Origin of the sequence: Amycolatopsis sp. NPDC023774, from assembly GCF_040639695.1 — a bacterium.
In the GTDB taxonomy this organism is placed as follows: Bacteria; Actinomycetota; Actinomycetes; order Mycobacteriales; family Pseudonocardiaceae; genus Amycolatopsis.
Map to the genome: position 1 here is coordinate 268,231 of NZ_JBFAAJ010000004.1, position 16,296 is coordinate 284,526.

Below are 16,296 nucleotides of genomic sequence, written 5' to 3' on the forward strand. Positions count from 1 at the left end.
TTGGAGCTTTGTCGGCGAGGCGGCCGAGGAGCGCTTCGCCCGGAAGCTCACTCGGGATCTCGCCGACGGGACCTGGGCGGCCAAACGCCGAGCCCTCACCGGCCATCCGGTGTTCGACGGCTCCCTCGTGCTCGTGGCCGCTGACGACCGCTGGGCGAAAGCGCCGTCGCGGAGGCTTACGAGGCGCGCGGGTTTCTGGTTAAGTTTCGCCGGAAAAGCACCGACACCTGGGGGTTCCCACCAATGGTCCACTCTGTTGCGCGGCGGCTGGCCGTCGCGGGCGGGGCGGGGCTGCTGGCGGTCGCGTTGGCGACGTCGGCACCCGCCCAAGCCCAACCAGCAAACCAACAGCGCCAACAGGACTTCGCGAGCGCGGCAAGCGAGTTCGGCGTCCCGCTCGACGTGTTGCTCGGCGTGTCGTACCTGGAGTCCCGCTGGGACTACAACGCCGGCACGCCCAGCACCGCCGCCGGTTACGGGCCGATGCACCTCACCGACCTGCGCACGGCCGGCGTCGTGACCAGCGAGTTCGACCAGAACGGCGAAGACCCGCGCGGCGACGACGCCCGGCCGGCGCTGCACCCGAAGCCGGCGCGGCAGCCCGCGTCGATCCCGCCCGGCCTGCAGACCGTGGACCAAGCCGCGGCCCTGCTCCACACGGACGCGGCGACGCTGCGCACCGACCCGAAGCAGAACATCCGCGGCGGCGCGGCCCTGCTTGCCCAGTACCAGCGCAAGCTCGGTGTACGCAGCGAAGACGCGAAGGACTGGTACGGCGCCGTCGCCGCGTACAGCGGCTCCGAGGACGTCACGGCGGCCCAGACCTTCGCCGACGAGGTCTACCGCACCATCGCCACCGGCGAGACGCGCACGACCGACGACGGCCAGGCCGTCACGCTCGCCGCAACCCCCGGCGTCACGCCCGACAAGGCGCAGGCCGGGCGGCTGGGCCTGCGCAACGACGCCCCGCCCGCCACCGAATGCCCCCAGTCCGTGGCCTGCGAGTCCGTGCCCGCGCCGTACCAGGAGCTGCCGGACGGCGACTACGGCAACCACGACATCGCGAACCGGCCGCAGAGCCAGAAGATCGACACGATCGTCATCCACGACACCGAGGGCTACTGGGACGACGCGCTCACGCTGGCGCAGGACCCGACCTACCTCGCGTGGCACTACACCGTGCGCTCGCAGGACGGCCTGATCGCCCAGCACGTGCCCACGAAGGACGTCGGCTGGCACGCAGGCAACTGGTACGTCAACACGAAGTCCATCGGCGTCGAGCACGAGGGCTTCGCCGCGCAGGGCACCTGGTACACCGAGGCGATGTACCGGTCGTCGGCCAAGCTCGTCGGGTACCTGGCGAAGCGCTACGGCGTGCCGCTCGACCGCGCGCACATCATCGGCCACGACAACGTGCCGGGCACCACGCCCGCCACGATCCCCGGCATGCACTGGGACCCGGGCCCCTACTGGGACTGGTCGCACTACTTCGACCTGCTGGGCGCGCCGATCAAGGCCACCGGCCGGGCCGGCTCGTCGATGGTGACGATCGCGCCGAAGTTCGCCGCCAACCAGCCCGTGTTCACCGGCTGCGACAAGATCGGCTCCGGCACGCCGTGCGCCGCGCGCGGCTCGGAGGCCGTGGTGCTGCACACCGCGCCGGACGCCGCGTCTCCCTTGCTGTCCGACGCCGGGCTGCACGGCACCGGGCCGTCCACTATGGACGTCTCCGACGTCGGCAGCCGCGTGGCCACCGGCCAGCAGTACGCCGTGGCCGGACGCCAAGGCGGCTGGACCGCGATCTGGTACCTGGGCCAGAAAGGCTGGCTGCCCAGCAACACCGTGGTCCCGGCGAGCGGTCTCGTGGCCACGCCGAAGCCCGGCAAGGCGACGATTCCCGTGTACGGGCGGGCGTTCCCGGAGGCATCGGCGTACCCGGCCGGGATCGCGCCGCAAGCGCCGGCCCCCATGCCTTACACGTTCGCGGCGGGCCAGACGTACTCCGTCGGCGGCGTCGTTCCGTCGGAGTACTACTCGGCGACCACGTTCGACGTGTCGGACCACGTGGTGGTGCGCGGCAAGATGAAGTACGTGGAAGTCCAGTTCGGACACCGCGTCGAGTACGTGAACCTCGACGACGTGGTGCTGAAGCCGGCTTTCTGAGTCAGAGAAACGAGAAGGGCCCCCCGCGGAGGGGCCCTTCTTCGTTTCCTCAGCTGTCCAGCGCCACCTTCACGCCGTTGGTGACCTCGGTGTTGCGCCGCGTCTTGGACCAGCCGTTGCGGCCGCGCACGAGACGGGTCACAGCGCGCCAGGACGTGATGTAGAAGGTGTAAATGTAGGCCGCGTACAGCAGGCCCATCCCGAGGCCGCGGAAGATGTTCTTGCTGCCCAGGCATTTCATCTGGTAGATCGGGCCCCACACCACGAACGGCAGCAGGCCGAACGAGCCGTAGATGGCGAAGAGGATCCAGGCGCCGCCGGTGAACCAGGTCCAGACCTGCGCCGGGTCGCCGGCTGTGGTGGCCAGCAGGAGGATGAACGGCACCGGGTACAGGAGCGAGCCGAGCAGCTGCATCCACGGCTGCGCCAGGTAGTACATCATCTCCGCGGCGCCCAAAGTGGACACGTGCGGCGAGTCCCAGATCCGGCGCAGGTACCGCGAGCACTGCATCGTGCCCTGGCCCCAGCGCGTGCGCTGCACGAGGAAGCGCCGCAGGCTGTACAGGCCTTCCTGCGCCACGTGGGAATCCGGGGTGAAGCCGGTGCGCCAACCGGCCGTGAGCAGGTGGACGCCGAGCTCGAAGTCCTCCAGCAGGGAGCCGCGCCAGGGCTGGTGCTCGTCGCCGCCGATGGAGTCGAGGGCGGCCAGGCGCGTGAACTGGCCGTTGCCGCCCATGGAGATCGTGCCGGTGAAGCCGCGGGAGGTCTGGATCGCCGCGATCGCCGTGCGGAACTCCAGGTCCTGCAGCTGCGCCAGCTTGAGGCCGAATGCGCGCGCGAACCAGGTGCGCCCCGGCGGACGGGTGCGGACGTTGCTCATGCGCACGTCGAGCTGCACGGCACCGAGCTTCTCGTCGCCGAAGAGGTGCTCGGCCGCGCAGACCTCGAGGCAGTTGGCGGCGGGGCGGCCGTCGGCGTCGACGACCACCACGACCACGTGGTCGCGGTCGGTGCCGGGTTCGAGCCATTCGTTGAGGGCCTGGTAGGCGGCGTTGAGCGCGTCGCCCTTGCCGGTGCGGGCCTCGGGCCGCTTGCGCGCCACCAGGTGCAGGTTGGGGTCGTAGCCGCCGTTGCGCCGCCACACCGAGCGGACGACACGGGCGGTGCGGTCGTCGGAGTCGTCGTCGACGACCCACACGTGCGCGCGGCGGAAGGTGGCGCGCAGGTAGCGCACGGTCTCGCGGATCACGGCTTCCTCGTCGCGGCACGGCACGAAGAAGTGCCAGGCGAACGCGTCGGGGTCGCCCACCGGGGCGGGTTTGCGACGCAGGTAGGGCACCACGATCATCGCGACGTAGACGGTGAACGCGACGCTCATCGTCAGCGCGAACGCCTGGGTGATGGAGAGCAGTACCTTGAACCCGGTGTCGTTCACGCGGCCGCGCCCTGGTTCTTCTCCGCCTTCGTCTTGCGCGTCGCGAGCCAGACGAACAGCACGAGCGACACCGCGCCGCCGAGCACGCTGACCATCGAGCCGAGCAGGGTGTGGCCCCAGTAGTAGCCCTCGTCGGTACCCAGGGCGTGGACCAGACCGACGATGGTGAGAATGCGCAACTGGTTCACGAGAATGACGACGATCGCGGCAATTGCCAGCGAGAGAAACAGTCGGCGCGCATTCTGCGGACGGAAGTAGAGGAGTACCGCGGTCACGAGCAGAAGTGGCAGCAAGAGGAATACAGAAGAGCATTCCGGGGTCATTCTCAACCCGAACGGAGTAGCGCCGGTCAACCCGAAGTACACGGATTCACGACTACCGGCCACATAAACACCCGATGAGGTGATGATCCGAAGTATGGCCCCCGCGAGTTGCACTTCCAACTCGCGGTAGGACCGCTCCACGAGCACGAGGACCACGCCGACCGCGACCACCCCGAGCACCGCCATACGCAGCGGAAACCGGGAGACGGGGGACACAGGTGTGTTCGCTACTGCCACGACGACCCTCTCAGCCGGAAACCTTGGAAGAACGGCGGACCCCGGCGCCAGCGTAGGACACAGGTGCCGGAACTTTCGACGGGTATCCCCCTTCTCAGGGATCTCCCAGCGCCTTTCGGCACGAATGGCGAGAACCTTGCTAGGCCATTGGGGTGATGCCTGCACCGACGTGGGAACCGGTCCGAATAAACCACCCGATACGGTGGTCTGCCCGGAATTGTGTGCCATTTCCGGCAACGCCACCGATATTCGATCAGCGTGCCGACTCTTGATCAGCGGGATTCGTCCGTGCAGCGGCTCGCCCTGACAAAAATCGGAGGACCAGTGAAGAAACACCTCTTGCGACGAGGCGGGACGCTCGCCGCTGTGGTGGCGAGCGTCGCCCTCGCCGGAGCAGTTCCGGCCTCGGCGGCGCCCGGTGACGGCTCCGCCTACGGCGTGAACGTCGACGTGAAGCTGCTCGGCGCGTCCGCGGTCAAGCTCGGCCCGCTGGCGGCGGCGAACACCAACGGACCGACGAGCAACAGCACGGTCAGTGCCAACGCCGCCGGGATCCTCACCGCAGGCGTCATCAACACCTCGGCCGTCCGGGACGAGAACTCGGGGGCGGTCACGGCGAAGGCGAGCACCGCCGACGTGGGGCTGCCGCTGCTGAAGGCCGCGCTGGGCAACGTCGGGATCAAGGCCGTGGAGGCCGTGTGCACCGCGACCCAGGAAGGCGTCAAGGGCAGCTCGACGCTGGTCGGGGCCGATCTGGGCAGTGTCGGCGACGTCGACTCGAACCCGGCGCCGAACACGCAGATCAAGGTCGGCCTCGGCCCGGTCAACGTGGCGACGCTGATCCTCAACGAGCAGATCAAGAACAAGGACGGCAGCCTCACGGTCAACGCCCTGCACCTGAAGCTGCTGGGCGGCGTCGTGGGCGCCCTCGGCAGCGGCGACGTCGTCGTGTCGTCGGCGACCTGTGGCCCGGCCGCTCCGCCGATGCCGCTCGCGTCGGGTGCCGGCCTGTGGGTGGGCCTCGGCGTGCTCGCGGCCGTCGCGGTGCCCGTCGGCCTTCGGTTCACGCGTCGTCGCTCGGTCGCCTGACCGGCCCGGGGTGATCGACTGATGTACAAGATGCCAGGTGCGGGCGTCGGCGTCGCCGGTGGCGGCGTGGGCACTCTCGCCGCCACCGGCGCCGACGTCGGCTGGTGGATCACGGTCGGCGCGCTCCTCGTGGTCCTCGGGACCGTCGCGGTGATCGCCGCGTACCGCCGCAACCGGCGGCTCGCCCGCGGTTAGCGGCGCCGTGGGCCACCGGCTCCAGCCCGTGGCCCGCGGTTCCGCGACCGCGCCGGGCTGCCCGCCTCCCGCGGGCAGCCCGGCGCCACTTCACAGACCGAACAACAACGAGGGGCGACCGGCCACAAGCGACAGTCGGCAACCGCGGCGACCATCACCGGGCGACCGGCACCGCGCGGCTGTGCTCAGAACCGGCGCCACCCACGCGGCCCACCCGGGCCGCTGTGGCAGCAACGAGCCGAAGAACACAACGACAGGGCGCACGTGATGGCAACGGTGGTGCCACTGCGGCTGCCATCGAACGGTGCCGCTTGCGGGCACCGGTACGGGTGTCCTGCACCCCGCCAGTCGCCCGGGACGGAGGCCAACCTGGAACCCAGCGCACCTCGAGAACCACCCGCCCAGACGTCGCAAGCAGCGCGGGCACAGGCCACCGGCAAGACCGACGCGACGGGCACCCGCCCGTCGCCCGGAACGGAGACCAACCTGGAAACCAGGCCACCTCGACAACTACCGCCCAGTCGCCACAACCGTCGGCACAGGCAACCGGCACGACTCGCGCGACCGGCACCCGCCGGTCGGCAGGCAGCGGCGCGAAACCGCGGCGCCTCCGGGCGCGCGGAAGCAGGACACACAACCAAACAGCACAAGCCCCGCCACCGGCAGCCGCACCCGCGGCGGCTCGCGCGCGGCGCGCGGTGAAAGACCCGGCCGTTCGCTCGAACGTCGGTGGGCTGGGGTTTCCGGGACACTCGAAAGTGTGGAGCACGTGGACGTGATGTTGCTGGCCGGCACGCGGCCGGAGGCGGTGAAACTGGCACCGCTGGTTGTGGCGCTCGAGGGGCGCGACGGGGTGCGGCCCGTGTTGGTGCACAGCGGCCAGCACCAGGGGATGGTGGAGCAGGCGCTCGTGCCGTTCGGGCTGGGCGTGGACGCGTGGCTGGACGTGCCGGCGCGGGTGAGCGGGACGCAGGCCGAGCTGGTGAGCGGGCTGTTGCCGGCGTTGGACGCGCAGTTGCGGAGCCTCATGCCGGCGGCGGTGGTCGTCCAGGGGGACACGACGACGGGGCTCGCGGGAGCGCTCGCGGCGTTCTGGCTGGGGATTCCGGTGGTGCACCTCGAGGCCGGGCTGCGCACGAACGATCTCGCCGCCCCGTTCCCCGAGGAAGGCACGCGGCAGATGGTGGCGCGGATCGCGGCGTTGCACCTGGCTCCGACCGAGGCGGCGGCGAAGGCGTTGCGCGCGGAGGGCGTGGCCGAGGAGAAGATCGTGCTGACCGGGAACACGGTCGTCGACGCGGTGCTGGCGATCACGGCGCGTGACCTGCCCGCACACGACCCGGCGCTCGCGTTGCTGGAGATGGAGATCGCGGAGGCCGGGGAGCGGCTGGTACTGGTCACCTCGCACCGCCGGGAGTCCTGGGGCGAGCCGCTGGACCAGACCCTGAACGCCGTGCGGCAGATCGTGGAGACTCACCCGGACGTGCAGGTGCTGTTCCCCGTCCACCCCAATCCCGCGGTGCGGGCGCAGGTGACGGCGACGCTCGGCGGCGTCGAGCGCGTGACGATCACCGAGCCGCTCGAGTACCCCGACCTCGTGCGCGCGCTGCGACTGGCGTCGCTCGTGCTCACGGACTCCGGCGGCATCCAGGAGGAGGCGCCGACGTTCGGCACGCCCGTGCTGGTGCTGCGCGAGGTCACGGAACGCGCCGAGGCCGTCGACGCCGGGTGCGCCTGGTTGGTGGGCACGGATCCGGAGAAGATCACCGGCACCGCGACCCGGCTGCTGGCCGGGAGCCTGTGCCCCGCGCAGACGCCGAACCCCTACGGCGACGGCCACGCCGCCGAGAAGGCCACCACCGCGATCGAGCGCCTGCTGGGCGTGAAAACCGCGCTGGAGCAGGCCCGCTCCTACTGTGCCGATCGTTGGTAATCCGACCACAGTCACGGCCGAATGGCTTCGTAGCGACAGTTACGTGCGGCGAGGGGGGTCGGCCTGCTTTTGGCCGGATTACTAAAGTGACACGATCTCGACCGAAAGCCCGGGGGTCGCCGAGAACTCCCACGGTGCTGTCGGCCGCCCGGCCGCGACGACGTGGGCGCCGAGCGCCGCGATCATCGCGCCGTTGTCCGTGCACAACCGGGGCCGCGGCACGCGCAGCTCGATGCCGGCAGCGGCGCAGCGTTCGGCCGCCAGCTCCGACAGCCGCGAGTTGGCCGCGACACCGCCGGAGATCACGATGGTGCCGATCCCCTGCTCTTGAGCCGCCTTCACGGCCTTCGCGGTCAACACATCCGCCACGGCTTCCTGGAACGAAGCCGCGACGTCGTTCACCGGCACCTCGCCACCGTCGCGTTCGACGTTCTCCACCCACCGGGCCACGGCGGTCTTCAAGCCCGAGAACGAGAAGTCGAACTTCGCGTCGCGCGGACCGGTCATGCCCCGCGGGAACGCGATCGCGGAGCCGTTGCCCAACCGAGCCGCCTTGTCGATCGGCGGCCCACCCGGGTACGGCAGATCCAGCACACGGGCGACCTTGTCGTAGGCCTCACCGGCGGCGTCGTCCACAGTGGACCCGATCTCGGTGATCTTCGACGCGATGTCGTCCACGCGCAGCAGCTGCGTGTGCCCGCCGGACACCAGCAGCGCGAGCACGGGCGACGGCAACGGACCGTGCTGCAGGGTGTCCACGGCGATGTGCCCGGCCAGGTGGTTCACGCCGTAGAGCGGCACGTCGAGCGCCGACGCGTAGGCCTTCGCCGCCGACACCCCGACCAGCAACGCACCGGCGAGCCCCGGCCCGGCAGTCACCGCGATGGCATCCACATCGGACAGCTTCAGCCCGGCCGTCGCGAACGCCCGCTCGGCCGTGGGCACCATCGCCTCCAGGTGCGCGCGGCTGGCGACCTCGGGCACCACGCCGCCGAAGCGCGCGTGCTGCTCGACGCTGGAGGCGACCTCGTCGGCGAGCAGTTCCACCGCGCCGTCGTCGTGCAGGCGGACGAGGCCGACGCCGGTCTCGTCGCAGGAGCTCTCGATGCCCATGATGACGCGCGACATCAGCCGGCCACCTCATCTCGTGCCGGGGTCCGCGCCGGGCGGGCCATGGTGAACGCGTCGGCTCCGGAGGGCTGGTAGTAGCGCTTCCGGATGCCGAGCTTCTCGAAACCGTGCCGTTCGTACAGGCCGACGGCCGTGTCGTTGTCGGTGCGCACCTCGAGGAACACGGGCGCCGACACCTCGTCGGCGCGCTCGAGCAACGCGCGCAGCAGAGCCTTGCCGATGCCCTGGCCCTGCGCCTCGGGTACTACGCCGATGGTGTGGATCTCCGCCTCGTACTCACCGCGGCGGCCGACCACGGCGAGGCCGCCGTAACCGAGCAGTTCGGTGCCGTCCTCGGTGCGCGCGGCCAAGTAGAAATGGCCCTGGTCGAGCTCGGAGTGGAACGCGCGGGCGCTCCACGGGTCATCGCCGGGGAAGAGCACCTGCTCGATCTCCGCGCAGCGCTTCAGGTCGCTGCGGCGCAGGCGGTCGAGCTTCATGGCGACGTCACCCTCTTGCGAGCGGTGGGCTCGACGGCGTCGGGTCGGCGCAGGTACAGCGGCGTCAGCGGCTCGGGCGTCGCACCGGACAGCAGAGCTTCGCGGGCGACGCGGACCAGCCCGGCGGGCGACGGGAACCGCGGCTCGATGGGCACGACGCCGACCGCGTCGGCGTACTGCAGCGCACCGTCACCCGCGGCGACGCGGGAAGTGGTCTCGACCTCGGCGGGCCGCTGCACGTGGGGCCCGCTCACGCGCGTGCCGGCCGCGTCGTACTCGGCCCAGTACACCTCGCGACGACGGGCGTCGGTGAGCACGAGGAACGGCTTGTCGGTGCGCACCACCTCGGCGGCGATCGCGTCGAGGCTGCCGACGGGGTGGACGGGGATGCCGAGCGCGTGGCCGTACGCCGCGGCCGTGGCCATGCCGGCGCGCAGGCCCGTGAACGGGCCAGGGCCGACGCCGCACACGATCGCGTCGAGGTCGCGCAGGGCCACGCCCGCTGCCTCGGCCGCCGCGAGGGCGTGGGGCGTGATGAGCTCGCCGTGGGCTCGCGGGTCGACCGTGACGCGGTCGGCCCGGGTGGTCAGTTCCGACTCGTCCACGGCGACGATGCCCGCGGTCACGGCCGGGGTCGAGGTGTCGATCGCCAGTACCAGCACGGTTTCCCAGCTTACGTCCAGTCCCGGAGTGCCAGGCTGGCGGGCCGAAGGGCAACCCGGCACCGTGTGAATCGCGTCGCAGGTGGCCGAGGTCACGGCGCGGTACGGTGCCGGTGAGACGCCCGCCGACGCCGCGCCGCAGGAGGTCCTCACCGTGCCCGATTCGCTGTTCCCCGCGATCACCGCCGGCTCTGGCAAGGAGGCGTTGCGCTTCGGTGACCAGGCGCTCACGTACGCCGAGCTGGGCGCGGTCGCCGGTTCCCTCGCGAGTGAGCTGCCCGCCGGCCGGGTCGCGGTGTGGGCGACGCCGACACTGCACACCAGCGTCGCTGTGGTCGCCGCGCTGCTCGCCGGGGTGCCCGTGGTGCCGCTGAACCCGAAGATCGGTGAACGCGAGCTGACCCACATCCTGGCCGACAGCGAGCCGGCGCTGGTGCTGGCGGAGGCCGGTGCCGAGCTGCCACCGGGGCTGGCCGAGCTCGACCGTCGGGACATCCCGCTCACCGGGTCGGGCTCGGTGCCCGCCGACGAGCCGGACGCCGAGGCGCCCGCGTTCATCGTCTACACCTCCGGCACGACCGGCCCGCCGAAGGGCGTGGTGCTCCCCCGCCGCGCGATCTCGTCCACGCTGGACGCGCTGGAAGACGCGTGGGAGTGGACCGGCGACGACGTGCTGGTGCACGGGCTGCCGCTGTTCCACGTCCACGGGTTGATCCTCGGCATCCTCGGCCCGCTGCGCCGTGGTGGCTCGGTGCGGCACCTCGGGCGGTTCTCGACCGAGGGCGTCGCGAAGGAGCTGGCCAGCGGCGCGACGATGATGTTCGGCGTCCCGACGATGTACCACCGGATCGCGGAGGCAGTGGCCGACGACGCCGAGCTGGCCTCGGCCCTGCGCGGCGCGCGGCTGCTGGTGTCCGGGTCGGCGGCGCTGCCCGTGCACGACCACCAGCGCATCACGGCGGCGACCGGGCAGCAGGTCGTGGAGCGCTACGGGATGACCGAGACGCTGATGAACACCAGCGTCCGCGCCGACGGTGAGCGCAAGCCGGGCACGGTCGGCGTGCCGCTGGCGGGCGTCGAGCTGCGGCTGGTCGACGAGGCGGGCAGGGAGATAAGCGCAGCGATCACCGGTCTTGATCCAGCCGAGACCGTCGGCGAGATCCACGTGCGCGGGCCGAACCTGTTCACCGAGTACCTCAATCGCCCCGACGCCACGGCCGCCGCCCTCGCCGACGGCTGGTTCCGCACGGGCGACATGGCGACGCGCGACGCCGACGGATACGTGAAGATCGTCGGGCGCAAGGCCACCGATCTCATCAAGAGCGGCGGGTACAAGATCGGTGCCGGGGAGATCGAGAACGCGCTGCTGGAGCACCCGGGCGTCGCCGAGGCGGCCGTGACGGGTGAGCCGGACGACGATCTCGGTGAGCGGATCGTGGCGTGGGTGGTGCCTGCCGGTGCGCGGCCGTCTGCTTCGGAGTTGGCTGACCACGTGGCGAAACTGCTGGCGCCACACAAGCGGCCACGGGTCGTGCGGTATCTCGATGCGTTGCCGCGCAACGACATGGGCAAGATCCTGAAGCGAGCGCTGGGGTGAGGCCCTCGGCCCGCGAGGTCATCGCGCAGGTGTCGACGGGGTTCACCGAGCTGTCCGATGTGGACAGTTCAGTGGACGACCCCCTCGGCTGGCCCGGCTACCGCGAGGCCTACGCGGCGGCCTCGGCGCGGACGGGCGAGACAGAGTCCGTGGTCGTCGGCGAGGCTCTGGTGGGTGCGACGCCCGCGGTGCTGGTGGTGTGGGAGTTCGGGTTCCTCGGCGGGTCGATCGGGCGAGGGACCGGTGACCGCGTGGAGGCGGCGTTTTCCTTGGCGCGGTCGCGGAAACTGCCGTTGGTGGCGTTGATCGCGACGGGCGGCAGCCGCATGCAGCACGGCATGCGCGCGTTGTCCCAGCTGCAGCGGATCGCGCGCGCTTCGGCAGCGGCGCGGGCGGACGGCGTCGCGCAGATCTCCGTGCTGCGCGACCCGACCACCGGCGGTGGCTGGGCGACGCTGGGCGCGAGCGCCGATGTGGTCTTGGGGCTGCCGCTGGCGCAGGTGGGGTTCGCGGGCTCGCGGGTGCGGCCGGCGACGTCGCCTTCGGAGGCCTACACAGTCGAGGCGAAGTACGAGTGGGGGCAGGTCGACCAGCTGGTTTCGCCCGATGCGCTGGGGGCGGTTCTGGAGCGATGGCTCCGGCTGGTGAGTTCGCGGTCTTCCTCGCCGGCTCCTCCGCCGGCGGCTCTGCGTGACGTTTCGCTGCCCTCGACAGGCTGGGCCGCCGTCCGCGCCGCCCGGTCCTCCCGGCGCGCCCGCGCGGCTGCGTATGTGGACGCGTACTTCGACTGGCACGAAACCCTCCGCGGCGACCGCACCGGCGCCGTCGACGAGGGCGTGCTGTGCGGCTTCGGCTGGCGCGACGGCCGTGCGCTCGCTTTCGCCGCCCAGTGCGGCACCGCGACGCGTCCGGCGGGCTTCCGCACGGCCGCGCGCCTCGTCCGGCTGGCCTCGCGGCTCGGCATCCCGGTCCTGACACTCGTCGACACCCCCGGCGCCGCCAACGACGCCGGCGCCGAAGAGGGCGGCGCCGGCCCGGCCATCGCGGCACTGTTCGAAGCGATCGCCACCGCGACCGTCCCCGTCACCACCCTGGTCATCGGCGAGGGCGGCTCCGGCGGGGCGCTGGCCTTCGCGGCGCCGGACAACACGTGGATCGCCCCGGACGCCTACTTCTCCGTCACTTCACCGGAGGCGGCGGCCGCGATCCTCAAGCGCCCCATGGCGGAGGTCCCGGCCACGGCCGACCAGCTGCGGTTGCGGCCGCAGGACCTCGTCGAGCTCGGCTTGGCGCGGGGGATCGTCGAGGCCTGAAACGGTGTTGCGCCCGCCGTGAGAATGGTGGCGTGAAGATCATCGTGGTGGGGGCGAGCGGGACCGTCGGCAGCGCGGTCGCCGCGGCGCTGGAGACGGCCGGCCGGGCACGAGGTCGTCCGGGCGTCGCGGCGGGGGGCCGGTGCACGTTGACCTGGAGGACACCTCGTCGATCGAGGCGCTGTTCCACGCGGTGCGTGAGGTCGACGCCGTGGTGTGCTGTGCGGCGAGTGGGCCGCTGCTGGACTTGGCTTCCGCCAGCGACGAGGAGTTCGCGGACGGGCTGCGCGGCAAGCTCCTGGGCCAGGTCGCGTTGGCCCGGCACGCGCTGCGCCACTTGCGGGACAACGGGTCGATCACGCTCACGGGGGAACGTCGCCGCGCCGTTGGCCGGTGGTTCTCTCGGTGCGCTGGTCAACGCCGGCCTGGAGGGTTTCGTGCGCAATGCCGCCGCCGAGCTGCCGCGGGGGTTGCGGATCAACGTCGTCAGCCCGGGCTGGGTGGCGGAAACCCTGGCTGCGCTGGGTATCACGGACGCCGTCGGTACATCCGCTGCCGAGGTGGCCCGCTGGTACGTGGGATGCGTTTCCGGGACGGGATCCGGGCAGACGATCACCGGCTGACGCGCCGCGTGCGACGGGCTCTGGTTGGTTGTCAGGTGCAGCCGGATTGCCATGGGCGCGGCAAGGTGCCCTGCGCCGGCGAGACTTGCCGAGCACTGTTGCGGGTTACCGTTCGCGGCATGGACTTGCCAACCAGTTTGCGGTGTCGCCAGGCCGGAACTGGACATCTTGCCCAACGGCGACGGCACCCACCGCCGGCCCGTCACCTTGCCGGCGGGCTCCGCCGCGCCGTAGCTGCAGCCGGCTTGCCACGGGCGCGGCGACATGCCACCTGCCTGGCGAGACTTGCCGAGCACCGTTGCGGGTTGCCATTCGCGGCATGGCCTTGCCACACGGTTGGTGGCGTTGCGGAGCCGCACATCTTGCCATCCACCACGGCACCCGCCGCTGGTCTGTCACCGAGCCAGGCGTGCGGCAGCGCACGGGGCCGGGCACGGCGACCGAGGAAGCCTAAGCCGACGGCAGCGCCGACATCCGAGACGCCCACGAGCCGTGCGGCTCAAGCGAAACCTCGCGCACGTCTTCGTCCCGGCGGGACATCCGCACGACCAGGTAGTCGGATGACAGCCGTTCCGCCGAGCCCTCGCCCCACTCCACCACGACCGCCGAACGTTCCAGGTCCGTGTCGAGGTCCAGGTCGTCGAGCTGGGCGAGGTCGCCGCCGAGACGGTAGGCGTCGACGTGGATCAGGGGTACGCCCGCGGCGCCGGCTGCGTGGACGCGGGCCAGCACGAACGTCGGTGAGCTGACGCGCCCGCCGACACCCAGGCCGTCGGCGATGCCGCGCGTGAGCGTGGTCTTGCCGGCGCCCAGGGGGCCCGCCAGCAGCACCAGGTCGCCCGCACGCAGGGACGCGCCCAGTGACCTGCCGAAGGCCATCGTGTCGTCGGGGGTCGCGAGAAGGAACGTCACCGTGTCCACCACCAGTTCCGCCGGTTGGGTGCGGCGCTTCCGGAACAGCGCTGCAGAAGATCGATGAGCCGGCCCGTGACGAGGTCGGGCTGTTCGAGCTGCACCATGTGGCCCGCGCCGCGTACGCGCACGAGCTCGGCCTCGGGCAGCTCGGCCGCGATGCGCTCGGCGTGCGAGAACGGCGTGAACCGGTCGGAGTCGCCGCCGATCACGAGGACCTGGGTGTGCTTGAGGCCCGCCAGGGCGGCGTAGCGGTTGTGGCTGCCGAGCGTGTCGACGAAGTTCACCAGGCCCCGCACAGGCGTCACCGCGAGCATCGAAATCATGAAGTCCACCAGCCGCGGCGAGACGTCGCGGCTGCCGAACGCGAGGCGCCGCACGGCTTGCCGCTCCAGCTGGCCGCCCGCGGCACGCACGAACTCCACCAGCCCCGGCTGCCAGCCCGCGAGGTTGCCGACGCCGCGCGTCAACGGGTTGTACTTCGACAGCAGCGAACGCGGCAGCCCGCGCGCGCCCACCTCACCCGCGGCCGTCGCGATGAAGGCGACCCCGCACACGCGATCCTCGAACAGCGAAGGATTCTCCGCCGCCAGCTCCATGATCACCATGCCGCCCATGGAATGTCCGACGAGGAGGATCGGCCCCTCGGGCACCATCGCGCGCAGCACGCTGTCGAGGTCGTGCGCCAGCTGTTCGATGGTGCTGGTCTCGGCCGTCGCCGCGCCGGACAGGCCGTGGCTGCGGTGGTCGTAGTACACCTGCCGCACGCGCGGCAGCCGCAGCGAGGCGATGGCGCGGCGCTGGAAGTGCCAAGACTTGCGGGACAACGCGAACCCGTGCACGCCGACCAGCGTCAGCTCGGGCTCGCCGCCGTCCTCGGGGTCGATCTCCTCCACCGAAAGCGGCGTGCCGTCCTCGGCCGCGACCGTCGACGTGCGGTCGGGCTTCAGCTCGCCCAGCTGCTCGTCCACGTACTGGTCCTCACTCTGCCTGCGTTGCTGCGCCGCGACGAGGGCCGCGGCGGCCGTACCCGTGGCCACCGCGCCGAGACCGCCGACGATCGCCCACAACCGAGCCGAAGGGCTCACGGCCGCTCCCCCAGGTACCGCCGCCGCACGCGCGGGCGGTACATCGACGTGACGATCTCGTAGTCGATCGTGCCCAGCTTGTCGGCCCATTCGCGCGCGGTCGGCTCGCCACTCGAACCCGCGCTGAAGAGCACCACTTCTTCGCCGACGGCCGGGGCGTCGTCACCGCAGTCGACCACGACCTGGTCCATGCACACGCGCCCGACGACCGCCCGGCGCCGCCCGCACAACCACACGTCCATGCGGCCCGACAACGACCGCGGCACGCCGTCGGCGTACCCGGCCGGCACGAGCGCCACCGTGGTGTCGCGCTCGGCCGTCCACGTGTGTCCATAGGAGACGGACTCTCCCGCGGGCAGGCGTTTCGTGAGCGCCACGGCCGCGCGGAACGTCATCGCCGGTCGGAGGTCTTCGTGCTGCGGCACGGGGTTCAACCCGTACATCGCGATGCCGGGCCGCACGAGGTCGAAGTGCAGGTCGGGCCGCGTCAGCACGGCCGCGGAGTTCGCGAGGTGCCGCAGGGGGTCCAGCCCGGCCGCGCGCGCGGTGTCGTACGCGTCGGCGAAGCGCTTGGCCTGGATGTCGATCGACGGGTGGCCCGGCTCGTCGGCGCACGCGAGGTGCGACCAGACGGCGACCACGTCCACGCCGGACGAAGCCGCGGCCGCGGCGACCAGCTCGGGCCAGTCGGCGGGCTGACACCCGTTGCGCGACAAGCCCGTGTCGATCTTGAGGTGCACTCGAGCGCGGCGCCCCACCTGCTGCGCCGCCGAGGCGATCCGCTGCAGCTCGTCGACCGAGCTCACGCCCAGGTCGATGTCGGCGAGAATGCCGGGCCCGAAGTCGACCTCCGGCACGTCCAGCCAGCTGAACAGCCGCACCGACAGCCCGGCGCGGCGCAGGTCCAGCGCCTCACCGAGCGAGCACGTGCCCAGCCAGGTGGCGCCCGCCTCGACCGCGGCCCGCGCGACGGGGACCGCGCCGTGGCCGTACGCGTCGGCCTTGACCACGGCCATCACGGCCGAGCCGGCGGCGCGGCCGGCCAGCAGGGCGACGTTGTGGCGCACGGCGTCGAGGTCGATCACGACCTCCGCGCGCGGGAAACTGGCAGTCATA

At 71.7% G+C, this 16,296-nt stretch carries 15 protein-coding genes; 7 read left to right on the plus strand and 8 right to left on the minus strand.

Annotated features, from left to right (window positions below; translation table 11 throughout):
* The first annotated feature begins 243 nt into the window (after positions 1-243).
* A complete protein-coding gene (locus AB0F91_RS13535; protein WP_360597478.1) occupies positions 244-2,163 on the plus strand; it encodes an N-acetylmuramoyl-L-alanine amidase in 1,920 nt (639 codons plus the stop codon).
* Between the two features lie 49 nt (positions 2,164-2,212).
* Here AB0F91_RS13535 and AB0F91_RS13540 read toward each other — a convergent pair whose 3' ends face one another.
* Together AB0F91_RS13540 and xrtP are read right to left on the minus strand one after the other, a co-directional pair.
* Positions 2,213-3,541: a glycosyltransferase gene (locus AB0F91_RS13540; RefSeq protein WP_360597828.1), complete on the minus strand. Its 1,329-nt coding sequence runs from the start codon at positions 3,539-3,541 to the stop codon at positions 2,213-2,215.
* A 53-nt stretch (positions 3,542-3,594) separates the two neighbouring features.
* Positions 3,595-4,137: an exosortase P gene (gene xrtP, locus AB0F91_RS13545; RefSeq protein ID WP_360597480.1), complete on the minus strand. Its 543-nt coding sequence runs from the start codon at positions 4,135-4,137 to the stop codon at positions 3,595-3,597.
* A gap of 345 nt (positions 4,138-4,482) precedes the next feature.
* Between xrtP and AB0F91_RS13550 the strand changes: the two genes are divergently transcribed.
* The 3 genes from AB0F91_RS13550 to wecB all read left to right on the plus strand — a co-directional run bounded on the left by AB0F91_RS13550 (position 4,483) and on the right by wecB (position 7,375).
* Entirely contained in the window at positions 4,483-5,247 is a 765-nt protein-coding gene (locus tag AB0F91_RS13550) for a choice-of-anchor P family protein (RefSeq protein ID WP_360597481.1), read from the plus strand.
* A 21-nt stretch (positions 5,248-5,268) separates the two neighbouring features.
* A complete protein-coding gene (locus AB0F91_RS13555; protein ID WP_354876031.1) occupies positions 5,269-5,442 on the plus strand; it encodes an LPXTG cell wall anchor domain-containing protein in 174 nt (57 codons plus the stop codon).
* Positions 5,443-6,211: 769 nt separating this feature from the next.
* The gene (gene wecB, locus AB0F91_RS13560) at positions 6,212-7,375 is read left to right on the plus strand and encodes a UDP-N-acetylglucosamine 2-epimerase (non-hydrolyzing) (protein ID WP_360597830.1); all 1,164 of its coding nucleotides are present in this window, start codon (positions 6,212-6,214) and stop codon (positions 7,373-7,375) included.
* Positions 7,376-7,456: 81 nt separating this feature from the next.
* Here wecB and tsaD read toward each other — a convergent pair whose 3' ends face one another.
* From tsaD to tsaB, 3 genes are read right to left on the minus strand one after another with little or no spacing between them, the layout of a single operon-like run.
* Complete coding sequence (tsaD, locus tag AB0F91_RS13565) at positions 7,457-8,503, minus strand: tRNA (adenosine(37)-N6)-threonylcarbamoyltransferase complex transferase subunit TsaD (RefSeq protein ID WP_360597482.1); 1,047 nt, start codon at positions 8,501-8,503, stop codon at positions 7,457-7,459.
* Positions 8,503-8,985 (minus strand): ribosomal protein S18-alanine N-acetyltransferase, encoded by a 483-nt coding sequence (gene rimI / locus AB0F91_RS13570; protein ID WP_360597484.1) that lies wholly within the window; start codon positions 8,983-8,985, stop codon positions 8,503-8,505. Before rimI ends, tsaD begins: the two co-directional genes overlap by 1 nt.
* A complete protein-coding gene (gene tsaB / locus AB0F91_RS13575) occupies positions 8,982-9,647 on the minus strand; it encodes a tRNA (adenosine(37)-N6)-threonylcarbamoyltransferase complex dimerization subunit type 1 TsaB (protein WP_360597485.1) in 666 nt (221 codons plus the stop codon). The genes rimI and tsaB overlap by 4 nt, the downstream gene beginning before the upstream one ends.
* Before the next feature lie 154 nt (positions 9,648-9,801).
* Here tsaB and AB0F91_RS13580 point away from each other — a divergent pair, with 154 nt between their 5' ends.
* From AB0F91_RS13580 to AB0F91_RS13590, 3 genes are all read left to right on the plus strand, one after another.
* The gene (locus AB0F91_RS13580) at positions 9,802-11,244 is read left to right on the plus strand and encodes an acyl-CoA synthetase (RefSeq protein ID WP_360597831.1); all 1,443 of its coding nucleotides are present in this window, start codon (positions 9,802-9,804) and stop codon (positions 11,242-11,244) included.
* Complete coding sequence (locus AB0F91_RS13585; RefSeq protein WP_360597486.1) at positions 11,241-12,557, plus strand: carboxyl transferase domain-containing protein; 1,317 nt, start codon at positions 11,241-11,243, stop codon at positions 12,555-12,557. Before AB0F91_RS13580 ends, AB0F91_RS13585 begins: the two co-directional genes overlap by 4 nt.
* Positions 12,558-12,943: 386 nt before the next feature.
* Complete coding sequence (locus tag AB0F91_RS13590; RefSeq protein ID WP_360597487.1) at positions 12,944-13,180, plus strand: SDR family oxidoreductase; 237 nt, start codon at positions 12,944-12,946, stop codon at positions 13,178-13,180.
* 450 nt (positions 13,181-13,630) lie between these two features.
* On the opposite strand, the gene tsaE is transcribed toward AB0F91_RS13590, so the two are convergent.
* From tsaE to alr, 3 genes are read right to left on the minus strand one after another with little or no spacing between them, the layout of a single operon-like run.
* Positions 13,631-14,104, minus strand: coding sequence for a tRNA (adenosine(37)-N6)-threonylcarbamoyltransferase complex ATPase subunit type 1 TsaE (gene tsaE / locus AB0F91_RS13595; protein WP_360597488.1), 474 nt, complete (start codon positions 14,102-14,104; stop codon positions 13,631-13,633).
* On the minus strand, positions 14,089-15,180 hold the full coding sequence (locus tag AB0F91_RS13600) for an alpha/beta hydrolase (protein ID WP_360597489.1): 1,092 nt from the start codon (positions 15,178-15,180) through the stop codon (positions 14,089-14,091). Before AB0F91_RS13600 ends, tsaE begins: the two co-directional genes overlap by 16 nt.
* A complete protein-coding gene (gene alr / locus AB0F91_RS13605) occupies positions 15,177-16,295 on the minus strand; it encodes an alanine racemase (protein WP_360597490.1) in 1,119 nt (372 codons plus the stop codon). The genes AB0F91_RS13600 and alr overlap by 4 nt, the downstream gene beginning before the upstream one ends.
* Position 16,296 lies beyond the last annotated feature (1 nt).

Coding starts and splice junctions, on each gene's coding strand:
- rimI (WP_360597484.1), bottom strand. CDS start 8,985: ATGAAGCTCGACCGCCTGCGCCGCAGCGACCTGAAGCGCTGCGCGGAG.
- tsaD (WP_360597482.1), bottom strand. CDS start 8,503: ATGTCGCGCGTCATCATGGGCATCGAGAGCTCCTGCGACGAGACCGGC.
- AB0F91_RS13555 (WP_354876031.1), top strand. CDS start 5,269: ATGTACAAGATGCCAGGTGCGGGCGTCGGCGTCGCCGGTGGCGGCGTG.
- alr (WP_360597490.1), bottom strand. CDS start 16,295: ATGACTGCCAGTTTCCCGCGCGCGGAGGTCGTGATCGACCTCGACGCC.
- AB0F91_RS13540 (WP_360597828.1), bottom strand. CDS start 3,541: ATGAGCGTCGCGTTCACCGTCTACGTCGCGATGATCGTGGTGCCCTAC.
- AB0F91_RS13535 (WP_360597478.1), top strand. CDS start 244: ATGGTCCACTCTGTTGCGCGGCGGCTGGCCGTCGCGGGCGGGGCGGGG.